General features: G+C 59.1%; 15 protein-coding genes, 1 tRNA gene and 2 pseudogenes. 11 read left to right on the top strand and 7 right to left on the bottom strand.

What is annotated here, in order from left to right; translation table 11 throughout:
- Positions 1-109: 109 nt before the first annotated feature.
- From ACSHZY_RS03555 to ACSHZY_RS03540, 4 genes and pseudogenes are all read left to right on the top strand, one after another.
- A pseudogene (locus ACSHZY_RS03555) lies at positions 110-264 on the top strand (IS256 family transposase); the annotation flags it as partial.
- Positions 265-386: 122 nt separating this feature from the next.
- On the top strand, positions 387-908 hold the full coding sequence (locus ACSHZY_RS03550) for a hypothetical protein (protein WP_435165520.1): 522 nt from the start codon (positions 387-389) through the stop codon (positions 906-908).
- A gap of 364 nt (positions 909-1,272) precedes the next feature.
- Positions 1,273-2,070 carry a putative phage abortive infection protein gene (locus ACSHZY_RS03545; RefSeq protein ID WP_435165517.1) on the top strand — a complete coding sequence of 266 codons (798 nt, stop codon included), beginning with the start codon at positions 1,273-1,275 and terminating at the stop codon, positions 2,068-2,070.
- A 27-nt stretch (positions 2,071-2,097) separates the two neighbouring features.
- Positions 2,098-2,694: a hypothetical protein gene (locus ACSHZY_RS03540; RefSeq protein ID WP_435165514.1), complete on the top strand. Its 597-nt coding sequence runs from the start codon at positions 2,098-2,100 to the stop codon at positions 2,692-2,694.
- 984 nt (positions 2,695-3,678) lie between these two features.
- Here ACSHZY_RS03540 and ACSHZY_RS03535 read toward each other — a convergent pair.
- The 3 genes from ACSHZY_RS03535 to ACSHZY_RS03525 all read right to left on the bottom strand — a co-directional run bounded on the left by ACSHZY_RS03535 (position 3,679) and on the right by ACSHZY_RS03525 (position 7,141).
- On the bottom strand, positions 3,679-4,890 hold the full coding sequence (locus ACSHZY_RS03535) for an anti-phage deoxyguanosine triphosphatase (RefSeq protein WP_435166901.1): 1,212 nt from the start codon (positions 4,888-4,890) through the stop codon (positions 3,679-3,681).
- Between the two features lie 647 nt (positions 4,891-5,537).
- Complete coding sequence (locus ACSHZY_RS03530) at positions 5,538-6,308, bottom strand: hypothetical protein (protein ID WP_435165511.1); 771 nt, start codon at positions 6,306-6,308, stop codon at positions 5,538-5,540.
- A gap of 2 nt (positions 6,309-6,310) precedes the next feature.
- Positions 6,311-7,141 carry a hypothetical protein gene (locus ACSHZY_RS03525; RefSeq protein WP_435165508.1) on the bottom strand — a complete coding sequence of 277 codons (831 nt, stop codon included), beginning with the start codon at positions 7,139-7,141 and terminating at the stop codon, positions 6,311-6,313.
- A gap of 336 nt (positions 7,142-7,477) precedes the next feature.
- Between ACSHZY_RS03525 and ACSHZY_RS03520 the strand changes: the two genes are divergently transcribed.
- Both ACSHZY_RS03520 and ACSHZY_RS03515 read left to right on the top strand, forming a co-directional pair.
- Positions 7,478-8,146 carry an AAA family ATPase gene (locus tag ACSHZY_RS03520; protein ID WP_435165505.1) on the top strand — a complete coding sequence of 223 codons (669 nt, stop codon included), beginning with the start codon at positions 7,478-7,480 and terminating at the stop codon, positions 8,144-8,146.
- Between the two features lie 156 nt (positions 8,147-8,302).
- Positions 8,303-9,301, top strand: a complete 999-nt coding sequence (locus ACSHZY_RS03515) for a DUF429 domain-containing protein (protein WP_435165502.1) — start codon at positions 8,303-8,305, stop codon at positions 9,299-9,301.
- A gap of 313 nt (positions 9,302-9,614) precedes the next feature.
- On the opposite strand, the gene ACSHZY_RS03510 is transcribed toward ACSHZY_RS03515, so the two are convergent.
- Positions 9,615-11,489, bottom strand: a complete 1,875-nt coding sequence (locus ACSHZY_RS03510; protein ID WP_435165499.1) for a DUF927 domain-containing protein — start codon at positions 11,487-11,489, stop codon at positions 9,615-9,617.
- Positions 11,490-11,933: 444 nt separating this feature from the next.
- A complete protein-coding gene (locus ACSHZY_RS03505; protein ID WP_435165496.1) occupies positions 11,934-12,113 on the bottom strand; it encodes a ribbon-helix-helix protein, CopG family in 180 nt (59 codons plus the stop codon).
- A gap of 115 nt (positions 12,114-12,228) precedes the next feature.
- Between ACSHZY_RS03505 and ACSHZY_RS03500 the strand changes: the two genes are divergently transcribed.
- From ACSHZY_RS03500 to ACSHZY_RS03480, 5 genes and pseudogenes are all read left to right on the top strand, one after another.
- Positions 12,229-12,765: a hypothetical protein gene (locus tag ACSHZY_RS03500; protein ID WP_435165493.1), complete on the top strand. Its 537-nt coding sequence runs from the start codon at positions 12,229-12,231 to the stop codon at positions 12,763-12,765.
- Positions 12,766-12,929: 164 nt separating this feature from the next.
- Positions 12,930-14,099 carry a hypothetical protein gene (locus ACSHZY_RS03495; protein WP_435165490.1) on the top strand — a complete coding sequence of 390 codons (1,170 nt, stop codon included), beginning with the start codon at positions 12,930-12,932 and terminating at the stop codon, positions 14,097-14,099.
- A 331-nt stretch (positions 14,100-14,430) separates the two neighbouring features.
- Positions 14,431-16,695 (top strand): AAA family ATPase, encoded by a 2,265-nt coding sequence (locus ACSHZY_RS03490; protein WP_435165487.1) that lies wholly within the window; start codon positions 14,431-14,433, stop codon positions 16,693-16,695.
- Between the two features lie 343 nt (positions 16,696-17,038).
- Positions 17,039-17,491 (top strand): DUF6634 family protein, encoded by a 453-nt coding sequence (locus tag ACSHZY_RS03485; RefSeq protein WP_435165485.1) that lies wholly within the window; start codon positions 17,039-17,041, stop codon positions 17,489-17,491.
- 642 nt (positions 17,492-18,133) lie between these two features.
- Positions 18,134-19,213, top strand: a pseudogene (locus ACSHZY_RS03480) (recombinase family protein); the annotation flags it as partial.
- Positions 19,214-19,222: 9 nt separating this feature from the next.
- Here ACSHZY_RS03480 and ACSHZY_RS03475 read toward each other — a convergent pair.
- Together ACSHZY_RS03475 and ACSHZY_RS03470 are read right to left on the bottom strand one after the other, a co-directional pair.
- The gene (locus ACSHZY_RS03475) at positions 19,223-19,735 is read right to left on the bottom strand and encodes a hypothetical protein (RefSeq protein WP_435165482.1); all 513 of its coding nucleotides are present in this window, start codon (positions 19,733-19,735) and stop codon (positions 19,223-19,225) included.
- A 43-nt stretch (positions 19,736-19,778) separates the two neighbouring features.
- Positions 19,779-19,855, bottom strand: a tRNA-Met gene (locus ACSHZY_RS03470).

Here is a 19,855-nt window from a genome sequence, read left to right as displayed (position 1 = left end):
CGCCGCCATACTTGAGGCGGCTGGTCGATCCTTTCTGGGGCGAGACCGCCGCAGAACTTCTGCGGCTGCCGCAAGCAGCTTGATCACGCCAACCAGTTTTCACCACCCTTGCCTGAGTCTCCAGACCGGCCTCGCCACGCGTTCAAGTTGATGATCGCCGCGCAGGTCAAATGGCGCAAGCTCGACGGCCTGAACCGGTTGCCCGAGATCACCCAAGGGGTTGAGTTGCGCGACGGCCTGCGCCAGCTTCAAACCGCCGACTGATCCGCCTGAGTTCAGAATTTGTCCCCGACCGGTCAGAGCTGCCTGGGAAGTACCCCCAGACGAGTCATTGACCAGCCCAGATCGATCACCGCAAGATTGCGCTGATTTCACGGAGGATTCCTGTGCTCTATCGGCGGATTGTGATCGGAACTGCGACGTTTACCTTCGAAGCTGACATCGCGTTTAAGACGCACCGCAGGTCGGCACTGCGATTTATCGATAAGGTCTCGCGCAGGCTGGAGATTGAATACGCCTCCGGTTTCACGGTCGACGGACATTGGGTGCCCACGCACGCAATCTTTCTCGACCCAGCGTCCTTAGAGCCCGGAAGTCTTAAGGCCGTCGCGCACATCGCTACGATTGTCGGGGTGTTAGGGGGCTTGGTTGCAAACTACTCTGAGATCAAAGAGGAGATCCCGCACGTCATCGAGGATATCACCTCCTCGTCCGTGTTCACCAGCATCGAGAGGTATGTCGCCGAGATCGTCGCTGAAGCTCCGCTCAACTGGCCGCCATCGAGGGTCCTCTATCCGGTCCAAACGGCCATCGTGCCCCGCACAACGGACGAACTGCTGCAGGAGTTTAATCTGCAGCGAAAGAATGTCAGCGAGCCGCAAAAGCAGAAATTGATCCGCGGGGATTGAGATGGTGCAGTTCATCGCTGGCGTTTGGAGCAGCTATGGACGATGTGTGAGAGCAAAGGAGATTTGGGGCAGACTTGGTGTTCGTGGTCCAAACGCGTGCACATATCGACAGCTGCACTTTCGCGCGGCGGCGGCCGAACACCTGCTGCGTGAAGCTGGTAAGCCGCTTGACAACTAGTCTCCACGGCCATTTTCTGGAAAGCCTAACGGCCATGAGGACAGATGAAATTTCTTGATGTGAGTAAAGGCGGTGCGTGGACTGGACTTAAGTCAGTTTCGTTCGCGATCGCGCTTTCAATTACGTTTGTTCTGTTCATCATCGCTGCCAACATTGCGCTGATGGGACACCTCTACTCCGAACCTGGTGACCGCGGCACCGCTGGTGATATGTTCGGGGGGGGTGACCGCTCTTTTTTCAGGGCTGGCTTTTTCTGGATTGATTATTACCCTCTTGATCCAGCGCGAAGAACTTAAACTCCAACGGCAAGAAATAAGGGCGTCCAATCACGAATTTGCCCTGCAACGCTTTGATTCAGCGTTCTTTGGTATAATGAAGATGCTAAACGATCACGTTCTATCGATCACTGGGGGATCTCAAAAGAACCCGACCAGTGGTCGTAAGGTTTTACTCGAGTATAGCAATACAATTTTCAGGAATGCATCACTCAAAGCGGAGCAGTATCGGGAAGGATCCTTATCAGATCGGCGATCGTTTTTAGATGGCAAAGAGGATATTATCAACATGACGGAGCCGGCTGATTTAGTCGGATATGTCTCGAAATTGTTCGGCGATTATGATTATGACCTCGGGCCATACTTCAGGATTCTTCATAACGTATACCGTCTAATTGACGATGAAGATAAACTTTCCCCTGCTCAAAAACTTAACTATGCCAGAATTGCTCGCTCCCATATCAGCCTAGCCGAATTGGATTTGATCTTCCTTAATGGGGTGACAAGACAAGCGGAATGGTTCAAGCCATACATTGACCGATACGCTATTCTCAAACATACGGAAAAAGCGACATTGACAGAATTTGAAGGCCACTTCTCCCATCTATACGAAGACTCCGCCTTCGAAACCACCCCTCTCCCGAGCGATGCCAAACCAATATCTGAACTCAAGCGTTTCTCCCTCGCATCTAGGCTCAGGGCGCATTGATCAACCTCGCAGGCTACGCGACGTCGAATGGCCGTGTTGTCCCACCCCGAGACGTTGGACAAGCTTTCCGCTGCAACTCAATCGAACGTCTGCTTTGGGAAAGCTGCAGTGCAGCAGCGCTACTGGCCTGACCGGCGGCTATGGGCCGGCCGCCATGGAACCCACGGACCGGCTGCCAGCTACAAGTCTATCCACTCCCGCGCCGTCCAGGTCGACGCCGAGATATTGGACTGTGCTGTCCATATTCGTGTGACCGAGCAAAAGCGCGACGGCGAGCAGGATGAACTAGGCGAAGAATTTGGACCGCCCCGGCCGAAAATCGAGGCGATTTCCTTTTGGCAATACCTCCCAAGCGATGACCTGGTACGCCTTCGGCTTCACAACTTCCGGTCGCGGAGCGGCTCGGCGAGTCGCTATGCGCTCCGCAAATCTCAAATCTTTATAAGGTTCGAAGAGTTGCTTGAGCATTTCGAACCTGACAGAGACGAGCGGTACCAACGGTGTAGTGTGGACGACATTGTTGTCGTGACGGAGCAACGGTCGACGGTGCGGTCTAGTTTCAGCGTCCGAGAAGGCCGGATGATCGAAGATCGCCTTAAGCTTTGCTCCTGTGCCCGCGAGTAGGAAGATGCATCGCGCGTTTTCGTGGTGAGCGATGAGCTCGAGTCTGATGAGGTCCCACAAGATTTCGTTGGTTGAGGGTGTCGTGCGACCCGCCCATTTCGTCTCGACGGCAAGGACGATTTTTCTGCTTTCGTTACGGACGACGAAATCGACCTGCGGCCTCCGGCCAGGACCTTGCCTAAGCGGCGCGAGTATTGGATGGGTGAACTCTGCCTCGACCCTGTTTCCCGTTCTGGCCGCAAGAATCTGACCGACTGCCGAGGTCAGGTATTTTTCGCTGAAAAGGCCACTGCGATCGCAGGCTCGCTCGAACTCGAGCCATGCCGCAACGCCGCCTGTCAGAACTCTCGCGAAGTTTATCAAACTGTCAGCTCCAGACCGCCACTCCTTGGCCACCGTCCTGAAACCCCGCATCTTCCTGACGAAATCACAGGCAACTTCTCTACCAAAAGCTTCCGAGACCCGTCCGACACGAGTCTCCCCAACACTTCTCGCGCTCATACGGGGTCAACGATCCCTGACATACTCAACATGATTGCGCTGGTTTTTCCACTCTTGTCTCGGCAGAGATCGTAGACCCTCGATGTGTCCGCCGTCGACAAGCGCGCGGAACTCTGTACCGATTTGAGCTCGATCGCCTAACTGGTCCCGTCCACCACCATATAGCGCTCGTGCGGTAGTTCGTTCGGGCTCCTCGGATTCAACGAATTGTGCGGCATTCACTCGCAGCCTGTTCTCTATGTGTTCCAGCAAGTGCCTTTCCCATTCTGATTTTCGTAGCGCACTTACTTATCTAATGGATCAATCTTCCGTGTGTAGGCCCTCATCACCAACTTTCACGTAACTCCAGCCCAGTATTGCTCTACGAGGGCCACACTGTGAAATGACTAAATGGACGCCCGCTTTGAAGGCGCTGTATACCAGCGACGACCCAGTCTAAAGATGGCCGCTGTGGGCCGGTAGACCCGCCTCAGCCAGACGCGTTCACAATTCGTCACCGCTACTACCAAAACCCGGGTGGAAAAGGCGCTTGTAGAGACGCTCGGCGTAGCTGTCAGTCATCCCAGCGACGTAGTCACATACACGACGCTCTGTGGAGCTTTCCCGACACCCATCTTGCCAAGATGACTGAGGAATGAGACTTTCTGGATCCGAGATCAACGTATCAAACAGACGCGCCACGATCATTTGACCTCGACGCTCAAGCTGCTGCACCTTCGCCTTTCGGATCACGAGTTCGTAGGCCAGCCCCTTTAAGGCTTCCAACAGCCTTGCATGAGGCTCCGGAAGAACTGCGTTGAACATTAAAAGCGGGTGGTCGTATGAACTGTGTTTTGTAATCGTTACATTGGTGATGAACAGATTAACAAGCTCAGCAATTATCTGCTTTCTGCGGAAGCTGTCAGAAAACAGGCCTTCGCAGACCACATTTGTATCAAGTCCGGGCAAGCGACCGCCGTCAATTTTTTTGAAGGCTTTAGTTATCTCTTCTTTGACTTCACGTTCAGTCGCCAAACCCCTAGCGACAATGTCCTCGATGTCATGAATGCCATAGGCAATGTCATCAGCGAGTTCGAGAATACTGCAGTCAAGGCTATGATGGGCTCCTTTGCCGTCTGCTGATGTTATCAGTTGCTTTTGATCGGCAACGGAGAACCCATCAAGCGCCCATTCCACAACACTTTCCTCGTCTTCGTGGTACGACTTAGGCGGCTTCTTCACATAGTCAGCGAGGTTGAAAGATTTCATCGAGCGCGGATATTTCAGCACTGCGAGAACCAAACGGCGCGTCGGATAAAGCCCTTTCCCTCGCGCCTTGTACTTCTCAAGTTTCGTAAGAATGCGAAGGGTCTGCCCGTTTCCTTCGAATCCCCCATGGAGCAACATGGCCTTGTGCAGCGCTTGTTCTCCTTTGTGCCCGAAGGGCGGATGCCCAAGATCGTGAGCGAGGCACGCGGCTTCGACCAGATCACGCGCTGGCAGCCAATCTTGCGCATCCTTGTGGAAGGTGGCTTTCTTGAAATGCAGAGCTTCCAGTAGACCATAGCCGATCTGGGACACTTCGATGGAATGTGTCAGGCGAGTTCGATGAAAATCACCTTCGCCAGTACCCATCACCTGTGTTTTACCTTGCAGCCGTCGAAATGCCGCCGAATGCATTATACGCGCGCGGTCCCTCTGAAATGGTGACCTCATATCTTTTGAACGGTTGGGCTGATCTTCGTGCAGACGTTCTTGAAAAAAGGCAATATTAGAGGTCATAGGGATATCCTGGAACAAATACTCGGGGTAGATGCTAGATCGAATAGAAAAGCCCTTCAATGGCGGCGATGAGGAAGCTGCGTTGCAAAATCTTTATTGCGGGCGAGCGTACGGAGAGGGCCGGGGAGAACCTAAGTCCCGAGTTGGTCGACCGCGACGATAAGCTCGCGGTCGGAGGAACGGGATTCCCTCATGCCCAACCCCGACTCTCTGGCGAGCGGGTTTCTGCGCGGCGCACCGAATGGCAGCTTTCGGGAATGCCGCAGCACAGCATTCCAGGAGGGCGAATGTCCGCTACGGGCCGCGGGCGGGGATGCGAGCCCACGGCAGAGCGCGCTACCCCACTGCGTCAGGATGCTGCGCTGCGTCGAGCCCATAGCCGCCATTAAAGTCCAGCTACCAACCGAGAGGAAGACGCTCGCGTTCGGCCCTAAACTGACCTCTGCCGAGATCCGCGTTGCTGCGGCGCAGCTTCCCAGAAGCAAACGCCTGAATGCGCACCGGACCTATCTACCATCCCCATTGCGGAAATTTCGTTATTCTTCTAATGTTGTAAAAGCTGCAGATTACGCATCACAGTGTCATTTGAAGCTAATGCTCGGCGCCGCATCAAGTAGCCATTTGGGCAGTTTTTTTATCTCACCCAAGGTGATGCATTCTGGCACATCGTTCCAGAAAAGGACTATGGCATCAGATACAGCCTTAAAATGTTCTATGGAAATTTGAAGGTCGGCATGATCTTTCCAAAACAATGCAGACCCACCACTTTTCGCTATTTCGTCATCGGACACGATCAATTCAGGATACTGTCTCTTTAAGTCGTCCAGAGACTTGCCGTCGCCGTGCTTGTGGACGTTGACTACAAGACGACACCCGTCCAGCGCCTTGAAATATGGCTTCGATCGAACATCCAAGCCGAGGTCTTTCAACAAATTTAGAACTTCAACAAAGCTGGAAGACCATACACGGCGAAATGCTGTTTCGTCCTGCATCCAGTGACGCATCTCTTGGACTAACCAGTCACGAAGCTCTTTTTCCCAACGATGAAAGATCGAAACCAGCATTGCGAACAGGACCTGCTCTCGCATGTCGCAAAGGCTCAAATACAGGTCTATGCGAGCTTCGTAAGCCTGTTCTGCAAAGTCGCCGGGATCGTGGCGATCTGGGTCAAAATCCTGCCCCATAGCCTCCCATGTTGCCTCTGCATGCGCATCAGCAGCGTCCTTCATTTCCTCGTCGTCAAACTGCGCGAATAGTCTCTGGCGGGCCTGCGAGACGAAAAATTGATGCTCATCGATCAGATATTTTCGATGCCCAGACCAAAAGTGAAATGCGGTGTAAGAGCTATCCATTGTCAGCGCTCCCCTGCCAAGTCGGCCAGGGCAGCTTTCAGGACCTGAAAACAGACTTTGGCTGTGTGCTGATCCGGAGTAAACCCGGACATAAGCTGCTGATAAGGATGGATGTAATTTCGGAAATCGCGAAGACCGTGTCCGAACTTTTTGATATCAGGTTTGAGCACACCGATGTCGCAAGCAACATCAATGAACTGTGCCAGGCTCCACTCATGAAACTTTTTCACGCTGCCAGCGCTGGTTGTCGGGCTAGCCTTAGAATTGTTGAACTTTGCTGGATGCTTTTGTGCGGCACCCAGTAGCACGGCTTCCAATACGCTTCCGCAGAGGAAGATCACTGACAGGTTCGCCCCAGCCTTCAAAGCAACTCGGGCTTCCGTCAGGCGTTTTTCGACGACCGGGACAACAGGCGCATCGATAGGCAGCTTGCCAATATTCGGGATGGTGAATTCGGTGTCGAGGAAACTGCTCTCGGTGGGCGCGCTGGCTGTCCTTCCTTGTTTGCCGAGCAGCCGATCAACAGCGGATCGGCCTTTTTCTAATACCGGCTTGTCGATCTCAGCCCCGCTAAGCTCGCAACTCGCAACGTAGGAGTCCATCATCTCGGACAGTACCTTTCCGACTATAGGGTCCGGTTCTTGCTCCCAAAACGATCGCATCTTCTTTGCTTTAGAAGTGCCGTAGGTCTGGTACTTGCTTCCGTGGATGTCGATCCGGTGCTTGTTAAAGAACTCGCTGTAGGTGTTGTCAGAGAAGTCCAAGACATACCCACCACCCATACCCAGCAATCGTTCCAAGTACCGTTTTTCAATATCTGTCAGGGTGCTCACGCTTTTGCGTCTCTCAAATATATCAGTGCAACTATGAGGTCAGCTTAACGGCACTAGCTGCATAGCATAAGGAGCATAAAGCTCTTGTATGTAAAGTCGCGCCGTGTGCCGACGTCTGCGTCGACCGATACGAGTGTTGGCTGGTGCGTCCGCAGCAACGGTAGACTTCCGCTGCTCACTGTAGGTGACCCGGGGTTCCGCGCCATGATCGTAGCTGAACGTCCGCTTCCATGATCTGGCAAGGTGATGTTCGCACGTGCAGCGAATGTCGGCTCTCGCCCTGGCAGCCCCCATCAAGGGATCTTGCCACTTGGATGTGAATGGCAGGAATGTCCCATGATCGACGTGCGAAACCCTTTGCAGACCTTGGCTGATGAGGCTAGTCCATGGTTACGTGCATCGAGATCGACCTGCATGGTCAATCATCTGCGCGTTCATCTCATTGGAAAGCAAGGATGGCACATGTGTGACCATATGTTTGTCGTGACTGGCGGCCCCGGATCCGGCAAGAGCACTTTGATTGACGCGCTGCGCGACAGGGGATTTGCGTCCATGCCCGAGGCCGGGCGCGCGATCATTCAGGATCAGGTTAAGATTGGCGGAACCGCATTGCCGTGGGCAGACAAAGGCACGTTTGCCGAACTCATGCTCGGATGGGAGTTGCGTTCGTGGCACGAAGCATCGGCATTTGAACGGCCAGTTTTCATGGACAGAGGAATTCCCGATGTCGTCGGGTATCTGACGCTATGTGGGCTTCACGTCCCCGCCCATGCGGAGGTTGCCGCAAAGACATATCGCTACAACAGGATGGTCTTCATTGCCCCATATTGGGAGGCCATTTTCGGGCAGGACGCCGAAAGAAAGCAGGATCAGGAGGAAGCCAAGGCAACCGGCCGGGTCATGGCTGATACTTACGCCCGCTTCGGCTACCACCTTGTCGAACTGCCCAAGGTGTCGGTCGACGAACGCGTGGCTTTCGTCATGGATCACCTGAAAGCTGAATGACGGCTTTGTCCCAAACCTGAGACCGTAAGTCAGCTTTTTGCTGCACATCCTACGAATGACCGCTTCGAGGAATGCGGCTTCGCAGCATCGGCATTCGGCGACCGGCGGCTATGGGCCGAACGTTACCCTGCTTGGCTTCGATGGCCCCCTCCTGCCTTGACCATCACCTGGCCGATCCGCTTTTCTGGTGACATGCAAGATGACCGACTTACCCCGACGATTGTTGCGCACTGCGACTGGAGCGTGGATCCCCGGAAGCGCTGGATGGCTGTCGCTCGGCGGCAGGAAAACGGCTGGCATCTCGGCCTCCCGGAACCCGTCGGCGCGACGACCGATCTTTTCAACAGGCTTCGGACACGACAGATGGATTCCGGGTCGTCGATCGTCGGCTTCGACTTCCCCATCGGTGTCCCTGCCGCTTATGGAAACCTGACCGGAGCCGAAGATTTCCGAACCTTGCTTGCGGCTCTCGGAACAGGAGAATGGGGCGACTGGTTCAACGTGTGCTCTGCCGCAGGAGAGATCGGCGTCCGACGCCCGTTCTATCCCATGCGGCCGGGCGGAACGCGACGGCTTCACCTGACGGACGCGCTTCGCCTTCCTCCGGAAGCCCTGCTGAGGGCCTGCGAACGCGCGACGCCACATCGACCGGCCGCCTGCAGTCTCTTCTGGACGCTGGGCGGCAATCAGGTCGGCAAAGGTGCAATTTCGGGCTGGCGGGAGGTACTGCGCCCCCATCTGGACCAGATTGCCCTGTGGCCCTTCGACGGCACCTTCGACGATCTGTCGCGTACCCGTGACATCGTGGTAGTCGAGACCTATCCCGGGGATGTCTATGGACAGATCGGGCTGCCCGCGAAAAGAACGTGGAGCAAGCGGACTCAAGACGGTCGACGCACGGCCGGCAAAGGTCTGACGCAGTGGATCGAGCGGCACGGGCTGATGGCATCCGGAGACCTTCTCCACGCCATTGAGGACGGCTTCTCGGACCGCCCCGTCGGAGAGGATCAGTTCGACGCCGTTGTGGGCCTGTTCGGGATGCTGGACGTGATCGAAGGTCGGTGTTCTGCGGCACCCACCCTTCCCCTCCAGTCGTTGGAATGGGAGGGATGGATTTTTGGTCAGGATACTATCGGAGGCGATCGGCGGGAATGACCAAAGGGCATCGGTCTGAGCCGGGTGAAATACCCGTGGCAGGTCACTTACATTGCTCGATAACATGATGAATTACTCCCCGCCCCCATATTATCGAGGTTTGTAAAAGGCGTTTCCTCTGCCGTATGACGCCTGAGCGACCAGGATAGCTTTGGGAGGGCAAGCCCCGGGGGGGCTTTCCGGCCCTGAAAGGCCAGGAGCCAACGAGCAATTTTATCCGACACCGCATGATGCCGCGATGCCGGACCGGGGCCGGCTCGGAAACCGCCCTGATAAACATCTCGGCCATTGGCCCAAAGCAGTGCTCGTGGGGCTACCGACCCTCGATCCGCTGCCTGTCGAACCGATAGACCCGTGCCCTGTCCGGATCGACATGGCGGGGAAGGCGATACTGAAACGACCTCTGCTCCCCTCCGGGAACCAGCAGCCCCGCGTCTCCCAAAAGCTTCACCGCCAGGTTGGCCGGCATGCCGTCGGCGATCTCCGTCCGGAGGGCTTCGATGCCGAGATAGATCCAGCGTGCATCACACCAGCCAATGGCATCCGGATCCGGCTCGGCTCCGGGTGGGCACAGACGGTGGCGGTTGCGCCGCAGGTATCCGGTCAGACGATCGGCCATGGCCTCTGCGGTCGAGGGCGGACGCGCCGCATAGGCCCGGTGCCAGATCGTCGCGATCTCAATCAGCGCATCCGCCGCCATGCCTTTGCGCCAAGGCAGGACGCCGAGCCGGATGCCGATTTCACCGGCGGCTGCGACTAGGGCCAGACAGGTCAGAACGCGCATCACAGGACCTTCCTTCGCATTCGCGGGCAACCCGATTGCCGACAACATTGAGTTGCGCAGGCGCGCGATCATGAGGGGCAAGGTCTCCTCCACCCGCCTGTGCCGCGCAACGATCCGTTGCACGAATGCCGGCAGGACATGCCCGTGGTGCTCTCTGGCCCCGGCCTGGAGAGCTTCAGCAAAGGCATGCCCCGAACCATATTCATGCAAGGTCTTAAACAGATTAAATTCCCATGACCGCGCGGGAATATCGATCAGGCGGACGCCGATTCCTTCAGGCATCTGGATCCGGGCGGTGGCCAGGATCTGGGCGATCGGCTTTTCCGAGGTCGAAAGCAAAACCGTCCGCCAACGCAGCGTTTCCTCGCGCATCAGCTTGCGGTTTCCGCGCCCGCGGCCCGTGCCGTTGCCGATCATGTAGAGGGCCTCGATGATGGGAGGTGACGGCTGAGCCGGGAACTCGTCCAACATCAGCGTGCCGTCATGAGCCTGTCGACAGGTAAGCTCCAGCGCGGTGTTCGTGGCATTCCAACGGTCCAACTGGGGCGGCCCGATGCAGCTTTGCGCGGCAATCAACGCGGCGGTCTTTCCCGAACTCGTCGATGCGTGAAGGTTTACGCCCAGCGTTTCGAGCCTGGCAGGTTTCAGGAGGGGACCGGCGAGAACCGCGCAGATGGCGCTGATCAGCGCAGGGTTACCGGCAGCCAGACGACCGACGGTGGCTTGCCATCCTTCCAAGCACCCTGACAGCGGGACCGCGCTGCGGGCGTGGGTCAGCTCGATGTCGTCGTCACGCTGTGGGTCCGCCGCAATTAGTCTGCCGTCCGGCAACAGATACGCGGGTTCCGCAATCGTTTCCTCCAACCAGCCGGGCCGCGACACCGACAGGATACGGCGGGCATCCACGGGCCACTTACGGATCAACTGAATGATGTCCGTACGATTGCCCTCGATGGCGAGCCCCGCCGAGATCAGCTGCGCACAGACGTTACGCGGCCGGTTGAGGATGTCGGCCTCGGAGATGGTTTCCCGGCGCAGATGTCCGTCGCGATCAAGATAGCGGATACGGCGGCTCCAGTGCTGACCCTCGCCGTCGCGGATCAAAGCCTCGACGCGCAGCGGGCCGCACATCGGCACCCACTCATTATCCATGCCGCCATACCCCAGCATCTGCTCGTGGGGCAGATGGGTCCAGAACGGCGGGAGCTCCTCGCGCATGGTGGCCAGAAAAGCCGCGATGTCCGGGTCCTGATGAAGGGGGGTGAACCGAGAATGAACGGTTTCTTCAGGAACCGTTTCCAAGGGAGCGATCTGTTCGGCGTCGGTGGATGTGGTCACGGTCTCGGGATGCGCTTCGCGCTCCTGCTCGTCGAGAGAATTATGATCCGGCATTGTGTTTTCCAAGTAGGACGCAGGGTTGCGCCATCTCCGACATGATCCTCCATGACGGGATACACGTCAGCGCCGGCGCTGCGGGATAGTGTGGACAACGGCCCCGGACGTGCGAATTTTGGGGATAACCTGGGTGCGCAATTGCAATGACACGACGAACACGGAAGGCGGCGGACACCGCAGTTTAAAAAATCCGGAAAGTCCCCCTCTGCCGGTTACTGGTCCGTTGGACCTGTTGGACCGTTGGACCGGGCTGGGGATGCAAGGCAGCGCGGTTACGGACTGGTGCGCGGTAGCGGTCCGAGAATCCAACTGGTCCAATGGACCAGAAAAGAACATGCTCTGAACCTAGATCCGGCGGGGAAATCATCTGTGACGTTGCACTCGCATGCCAGGCACCGGAATTACCATTAAACTCGAAGTCACTCGTCGAAAGTATAGAGTCTCCTACCTAGTTCAGATTTTCCTCGTTTTCATCTCCAGCCATTCAATCAAGGCTCGGCGGATCATCTCAGGGCGAGTAGGCAGATCGGCCTCATCGCGGCGGTGCTCATCTATAGCTTCTATGAGGTCGCGTGGGAGGCGGAGGTTTACCGCCTCCGAGTCTATCGGAGGGCGTCCGCGTTTTTTTTCCATTTTTCCGAATCTATGCTTGATTTACGGTTTAATGGTTTCATATAATGCGGACACAGGCAAGGGCTCCTACCCCCTTGCCCGGTCCTAACCACAACTGATCCTCAGGAGATCACTCATGGCTATTCACACGCCTATCATCCCGCCGGGCCATTCGGAAGCGGCGCCATCGTTTCGCCCCTCCCCCGTCACTGTCCTGTTCAGCAAAGTGACGTGCAACCTCTCCGCCTATATCGAAGCGGAGCGCGACCTCGAGCATTGCAGCAACTGGGATCCCGCCTGCGACGCGTGGATTCGCAACGCTGAACGGGTTCGGACCCGCGTGCTGGACAGCCTTGCTCAGCTTGATGCCACGCCGCTCGAACGTCGGGAAGATCAGCCGTTGAAGCGCCTTGGCAAGATGGCACAGATGCTGATCGAGAGCGACACACCCGAAGCGTTCCGGAACACCTTCGCGCTGCAGGACTATTTCCCTGATCTTTTCCGCTGCACCGATACCGGCCCCACGGGGCGCCGCACCAATCAAATGGTCGCCGCCTTTCAACAGCATTTGAAGGCCTTGAGCGAATTGCCGGATTTCATGGATGCCATCGAGGTGGATCCTGCCGAGATCACCGCGGATGATCCCGATTACCAGATGGCGCCGGCGGCCTGACTGCTTCGCAGATCTGACAGCTGCCGGCCTGCGATTAACCATCGACCGCAGGTCCGTTGCTCCGTCTCACCAAATTTCCTCAGCCTCCGGCCCTTGGGCTGCACGCTTCGCATGCGCAAGCTCGGCCATGGCTGCCCCCATCCTGTTTTCCGGGAGGACCTCCCATGCCCAAGACCATCCTGTCTTCGCACGACAACCGCACTCCGATTGCGGTGTCCGATCTCCCCCTCGTCATTCATCCCGGCCCGATCCACGAGCACTGGACCATAGCGGCGCGGGACAAAGGCTTCGACCTGATCGCCCGGGTTCGGGACCGCCTGCATGTCGCACTGCGTTGCCATATCTGCGGCGGGATCCACGCTGCGCGTCATTCGGTTGTCATGTCGGCGCAACCTTTGTGCCCGCATTGCATCGAGGCCCGTTGGCGCCAGACGGCCCTGACCGCTGGCCTGACCTGGCTCGGACGGGACCAAGATCATCGGCATTATGGTCGCTACGGCCTACCCTGTGGCCATGAGTCACGTAGGCAGTTCGCATTCGTGGACCGTATGGCCCGTGGCGAAGTGGCCGCCCGCTGCAATATCTGCCTCATCATGCGTGAGGAAGATGAGGCGCAAAACTTCGGCTGGATGCGTGTGGGACGCGATCCCAAGGGAAGTGCGTCCTATCGGGTCTATCGTCACACTTGCGGACATGAACAGCGGATCGCGGTTGCCAATGTGCGGTGGGGACAATGCGATTGCGCCGGCTGCGGGCAATCCTGGACGGCCAAGCCGAGCTATATTTACCTGCTCGACATCCGTCATCCTGCCACCGGTCGTCACGTTCTCAAAGTTGGATATTCGGCACGTCCGGTAAAGAGGCACAAACATCAACTTGACCTTCCCAAAGACGCCATCGTCGAGGTTCTCCGGGTCGTGGCCATGCCGACGGGCCACGACGCCTGCGCGAGCGAGAAAGCCGCCCATGCCCGCCTCAAACGCACACATCCGGAGTCCCTCGTTCCGCGTCAAGAATATGTGGATCTGATGAATGTCTCGTCCGAGGTGTATAGGCCTGAGAGCCTGCCTCTCCTGCATAAGACCCTCGACCTGATCGAGGCGGACATCGTGGATGCGGCGCGCATCCGGACTCCGGATTCGACCTCCCCGCTGTCCCGAGCGGCGGACCTCGCCGATCCGGAGATCATGCCGGATCCCCCGGATTCACATCCGTCGACCGTATCGGCCCGCCGGACTCCAGCACGCGCCCGAACCCGGCGCAAACCGCAGCCCAAGACCACGCTGCGGGATCGATCTCCGATCCTGCGCCGCCATCCGGGCCAACCCGGATAACGCCATCTTGCGTGGTGATTCCGGATCATGGCCGGCCTTATGCCGACAGTTCCGGATGACGCTGCGAACCAGCGTCGCAGCCGCATGCCTCCGTTATCCGGAAGCCGAACCTATCCACCGGACGGCCGAGGCGATCTGCAGCGCGCGTTCCGGAATCCGGATGCCATCGGCTTCAACAGAGCCGATCTCAGGAGGCTTCCGGATATCCGTTCGCCCCTTACACGACACCGCGGCCACCATGCACCGCCCAAGATCGCGCCTCCCGCTCTGCCTCACCGATCGCCATTCGGACCGCCGGATGGTCTTCCCTCCTCACACCCGGAATCCCGTTATGACCCAGACAAACGCAAATCTGACCCGCAACCCCAAGATCAATTCCGGATCCCCTAAATCCCCGATTTGGCTGTCTTTGGCAGATCAGGCCATCCGCAATCTGCAGGACGATCTGGCGGCTCGGCTGACCCCGGCCTGGGATCCCGCATTGGACCCGGAGGATATGGATCTGCCCGAACTCCTGGTGACCACAATGTCGCCTCCGGGGTCCACCGCACTCGATGCACTGAACCGCAGCCCGGCTGCGCAAAACATTCCCCCGGAGGAATACGACTCTGTCCAGGAAGACGATGGCGATCCCGCGGCGACCGCGTCGGATGGCACGTCGCAGCCCCGCCTCCGGTTGCCGTCAGGCAAGCTCATCCCGCTTTTGCGCCTGGTGGCGAGCATCGGCAATCTCGCAGATCGCGACGCCATGCTGGCCCCCGGCGCGATCACCGTAATCGAGCGCGTGCCGGCTGATCTCATCCACATGCTGCAGAAGCTACTGCCGCTCTTGGTGCCGGAGGGTTGGTCACTTGCCATGACGCTCGGCCGTCTCCCGAAGGATGCGCCCTATCTACTGCTATTGCACCCGGAGCCCATGAACGGCAAGGTCTCGGAACGCGCGGAAGCGGCTTTTGCTGCCGATCTCGCGCGCGCCGTCGATATGCGCGCCCCGATTCTCGTCCTGCTGCCGGAGGAGTCCAAGGGCCTGCCAATCCCGCGGCAGGCACCGGTCCAACACCGGAGCTACGCGCCTCTGTCGGTGGACATCCTGATCACCGCGCTGCGCGCGACACACAGTGCGACGGGGCGGATCGACGAGGCGGCGGTGCGCGCCGCCCTTACCAACGATACCGTGCTGTCGGACCTCGACGCGCTGTCCCTGAGCCTTGCGATGCGGGCGCCCACCGCCAAAGCCGTGGCCGAACGGATCGCCGCCCTCACAGAAGTTCCGCGGGCTGCGACGGATGGGCCATGGCTCGAAGATCTCCACGGCGACACACCGGCGCTGCGCGCCGCGCGGCAGATCGTGCGTGACTTGCGCGGATGGAAGACCGGCGCAGTCGCCTGGCCAGACCTAACGCGGACGCTGTTGCTTTACGGCCCGCCCGGGACGGGTAAATCGTGGATCGCTCGGGCGATGGGCCATTCCGCCGGTTTTGCCGTCGTCACCGGAACGTTCGGCGCTTGGCAGGCGGCGGGCCATCTCGGCGACATGCTGCGCGAGATGCGCAAGAGCTTTGCCGAGGCCCGCACAAAAGCGCCGTCGGTGCTGATCATCGACGAGATCGATGCGGTCGGCTCGCGCGAGGACAGTGACCAGCACAATCGCAGCTATCGCACGCAGGTGATCAATGCTTTTTTAGCCGAGATGGACGCAATCGCGCGCGAGGAGGGCGTTGTGGTCGTTGCCACGTGCAACCACCCGAATACAATCGATCCGGCCGTTTTGCGCGCGGGCCGGATCGATATGAAGGTCTCCGTGCCGTTGCCCGATGCTGATGCACTCTACGGCGTGTTCCGACATTGCCTGCCTGACTGGAGCGAAGCTGACCTGCGGGACCTTGCCGCCCGTGCCATCGGCTGTTCCGCCGCCGATGTCGATGCCGTCGTGCGCCAAGCACGGGCCGCCGCCCGTGGGGCCAAGCGGAATCTCGTCATCAACGACCTGCGGAACGTGTTCCGCCTCACGCATGATCCCGAGATCGACCGCCGCGTCGCCGTCCACGAATGCGGCCACGCCATCGTCTGCACCGTGCTGGATCTTGGACCAATCAAGCGGGTCTACCTGGATCGCGACGGGGGCGGAGGGACTGTCTTCGACACCACTGCAAAGCACGGCCTTCTCGCGGATATGCAGAATCGCATGGTTCAGCTTCTTGCTGGGCGCGCCGCCGAACGGCTGGTGTTGGGCGACGTATCCGCCGGAGCGGGAGGTGGTCCGGACTCTGATCTGGCCATGGCGACGGCCATCGCCTCGGGGATCCAGATGCGCTATGGTCTGGGCGGCCATGGCTCGGTCTGGAGCGCAGACCCCGAGGCACGTCTGGCGCGCGACCCCGACGCCGTATTCCGCGTCAGGCGCGAACTCGAGAATGCCGAGAAGCGCGCGGCGGAGATCCTTACCCTTCACCGCCCTCTTCTCGAAGAGATGGCGGAGTCGCTGATGGCCACCCGCGACATGGATCAGGCCGAAGCCCAAAACTGGCTCGCGCGCCTGCGCCCGACGGCACCGGATGAAGACCCACACACGCGCGCCGCCCAGCAATCCCGATAGATGCGGACACCTGCGCCAGCCCCGGGCAATCACCCGCGTCCGCGAACCCGTCATCACCGAACAAAAAAGAAGAAGAAGGCGGTGGAACCGCCTGCCAAGTCCCCAAAACCAAAAACGGCACTCCCTGCGGCGGGTCCCATCCGCCGCCCACTCCATTCCCCCGGCACGAAGAAGAGAAGACAGAAAGAACAAAAAAACAAAGAACAAAGGACCGGGAAGACCCACCAGACAAAATCCTTCGTCGACCGAGTGTCGATGGTCCATGACGGCCACCCCACGCGCACGTCATGGAACCCGGGTTGTCTCAAAACGACGCACACCCCCTTTCATTAAGGAGAACGGCATGACCATTTTGTCGCCCTATAAGCGCTCTTGGCTTGACCGTGCATTGGTCTCGATCACCGCCGCAGAGGCAGGTCCATCTGACCTGGATCTAGACAGCGCACCGGAACTCGATCCCTGGCGGCCGCAGATCACTGTCATCGGCGAGCTGGTGCTGGAAGGCGACGTCCGCGGCCATCCGGCGTTGGGGGACAAGACTATCATCACCTCCCCCATCATCGCCCTTGATCCCGACGATCGCTGGGCCCGCACGGTGTCGCGCTGGTATCGACTCCGGCGCCACCACCCGCGCGAGGGACATGTGCATCGCGCCCATCCCTACCTCGCCCCGTTGCTGCCGCCCGACCGCGCGCAAATCGATCGTCGGTTGCAGGTCTATATCGAGTGGCTCAGGGAGATGGACGCGCAGGATCGCCAGGCGCGAGGCTGCGCCGACAAAGACGGCCATCGATGACAGCCTTGCCGCCAGATGGTCTGCCTTAGTGGGGCATTTGACACTGCTCCTGAGAGCACGCCCTAAAATACGGATAACTCGCCCCCGAAGTTCTGCGGTGCCTGGCAATCACCCCGACAAGCCATCGGAATGCGGCCATCGCATCATCCAGCGACCCGAAGTTGTCTCTCGGTCACCCTATGAAGAGTGAGATTTCCGTATTTCCGGCAGGTTATCCACATTCATGAACCCAGAGTTCCGTGTTTCCAGCTTCAGAACCTCTCCCATGCCTTATGATCATCTGAACACCCGCGGGACCGCCCGCACCCAGGATCATCAGCAGCAAACGTCGACGGGCCCTGCCCTCCGGCGCAGGGAGCAACTCGGCCCATGGCGCGAGACCGGAGAGATATTGCCAACGAGGGAGGCGCCACGCAAACGGCGGCCTTCGCGTTGGTATCTCCTAGTGTCCGTGTTTCGGCCCCCTTGGCCGATACCCCCAACACGCCCCTTGCCGGGGATCATCAGGTGTCGCAGCCTCGGGATCACCTGCTCGCCTTGGTCCGGGCCTTGGCGCGCGATGCCGCCCGCGCCGATCACCTTATGGAACAGGGACACGGCACTGACTGACGTCCCTGCCCCGTGCAAACCGGAGATTACCCCATGACCCTCCGCGTGGCCCTCTACGCTCGCTACTCCACCGACCTGCAGAATGCCGCCTCCATCGAGGACCAGATCCGGCTGTGCCGCGAACGCGCCCTGCGCGAGGGCTGGCAGATCGTCGGCACCTATGAGGATGCCGGCCTGTCGGGCTCTAACATGATCCTGCGCCTGGGCCTCCAGCGCCTTTTGCAGGACGGGCGGGATCGTCGCTTCGATCTCGTGCTGTCCGAAGCCCTCGACCGGATTTCCCGCAACCAGGCCGACATCGCCACCATCTACCAGAACCTTTCCTTCGCGGGCGTGACCATCCTGACGCTGGCCGACGGTCAGGTGAATGAGATGCATATCGGGCTGAAGGGCACGATGAACGCGCTGTTCCTCAAGGACCTTGCAGCCAAGACCCACCGGGGCCTGCGCGGCCGTGTGGAGAAGGGCAAGTCCGGCGGCGGCAATGCCTTCGGCTACACCGTTCTGCGCCATATGGGCGAGGATGGGGAGATCCGGCGCGGCGACCGTGAGATCAACGCGGAGGAGGCTGCCATCGTGCAGCGTATCTTCACCGCCTATGCCGAGGGAATGTCGCCGGGCCGGATCGCCGATCAGCTGAACCGCGAAGGCATTCCGGGCCCTCGTGCCGGCAAATGGGATAAATCTACCATCCATGGCAATCCGAAGCGCGGCACCGGCATCCTGAACAACGAGATCTACATCGGTCGCCTGGTCTGGAACCGGCAGCAATTCGTTAAAGACCCCGCGACCGGCAAACGGCAAGCACGCCTCAATCCCGAAGCGGACTGGATCATCACGGAGGTGCCCGAATTGCGCCTGATCGATCCCGCCCTCTGGGAGAAGGTGAAGGCCCGTCAACAGGGCCGGAAGATCGAGCAGACCGACAAGGAAGCTTGGGAACGGCGCAAGCCACGCTTCCTGCTGACCGGTCTGGTCAAATGCGGGTGCTGCGGGGGTGGCTTCTCCACCATCGCCAGGGATCGCTTCGGCTGCAGCAACTCGCGCAACAAGGGCACGTCGGTCTGCAGCAACCGCACCGGCATTTCCAGGCAGGAGCTGGAAGGCCGGATCCTCACCGCCCTATCTGATCGGCTGATGGATCCGGACCTGGTGAAGGTGTTCGCCGAAGAATACATCGCCGAGCGCAATCGCCTGGCGGCACGCCACACCGATGACCGCGCGGTGAAGGAGAAGGAGCTGGCGAAGGTCATCAAGGACCAAGACGCGCTGGTGAATGCCCTGCTCTCCGGCCTGCCGCCCGACCGGATCAAGGCGAAGATGCAACAGCTGGCGATCCGGCAGAAGCAGCTGGAACGGGACGTCGCCGCGACCCCTGCCCGGTCCGCCACCGTGCGAATCCATCCGAAGATGGCCGACACCTATCACAACCGCATCCTTGGACTGATTGCCGGGCTGACGGACCCGGATCGGGAGAGCGAAGCGCGGGAGGCGATCCGGGGCCTGATCGAGAAGATCGTGGCGACACCGGTGCCGACCTCGGGCAAGCGCAGCCGGCTCGAGTTGACGCTGCACGGCGACCTGGCGGGCATTCTGGCGCTGAGCCTTGTCGCGGTCCTGATGTCCAGACAGCAAAAAACCTCCCTTTTACGGGAGGTTGATCAAACACGAGAATTTCTGGTTGCGGGAGCAGGATTTGAACCTGCGACCTTCAGGTTATGAGCCTGACGAGCTACCGGGCTGCTCCATCCCGCG

The sequence above is a fragment of the Falsirhodobacter sp. 1013 genome (genome assembly GCF_051195255.1).
Lineage (GTDB): Bacteria > Pseudomonadota > Alphaproteobacteria > Rhodobacterales > Rhodobacteraceae > Falsirhodobacter.
The sequence above is the reverse complement of the archived record's forward strand: the minus strand, read 5'-3'. Positions and strand labels throughout refer to the sequence as shown.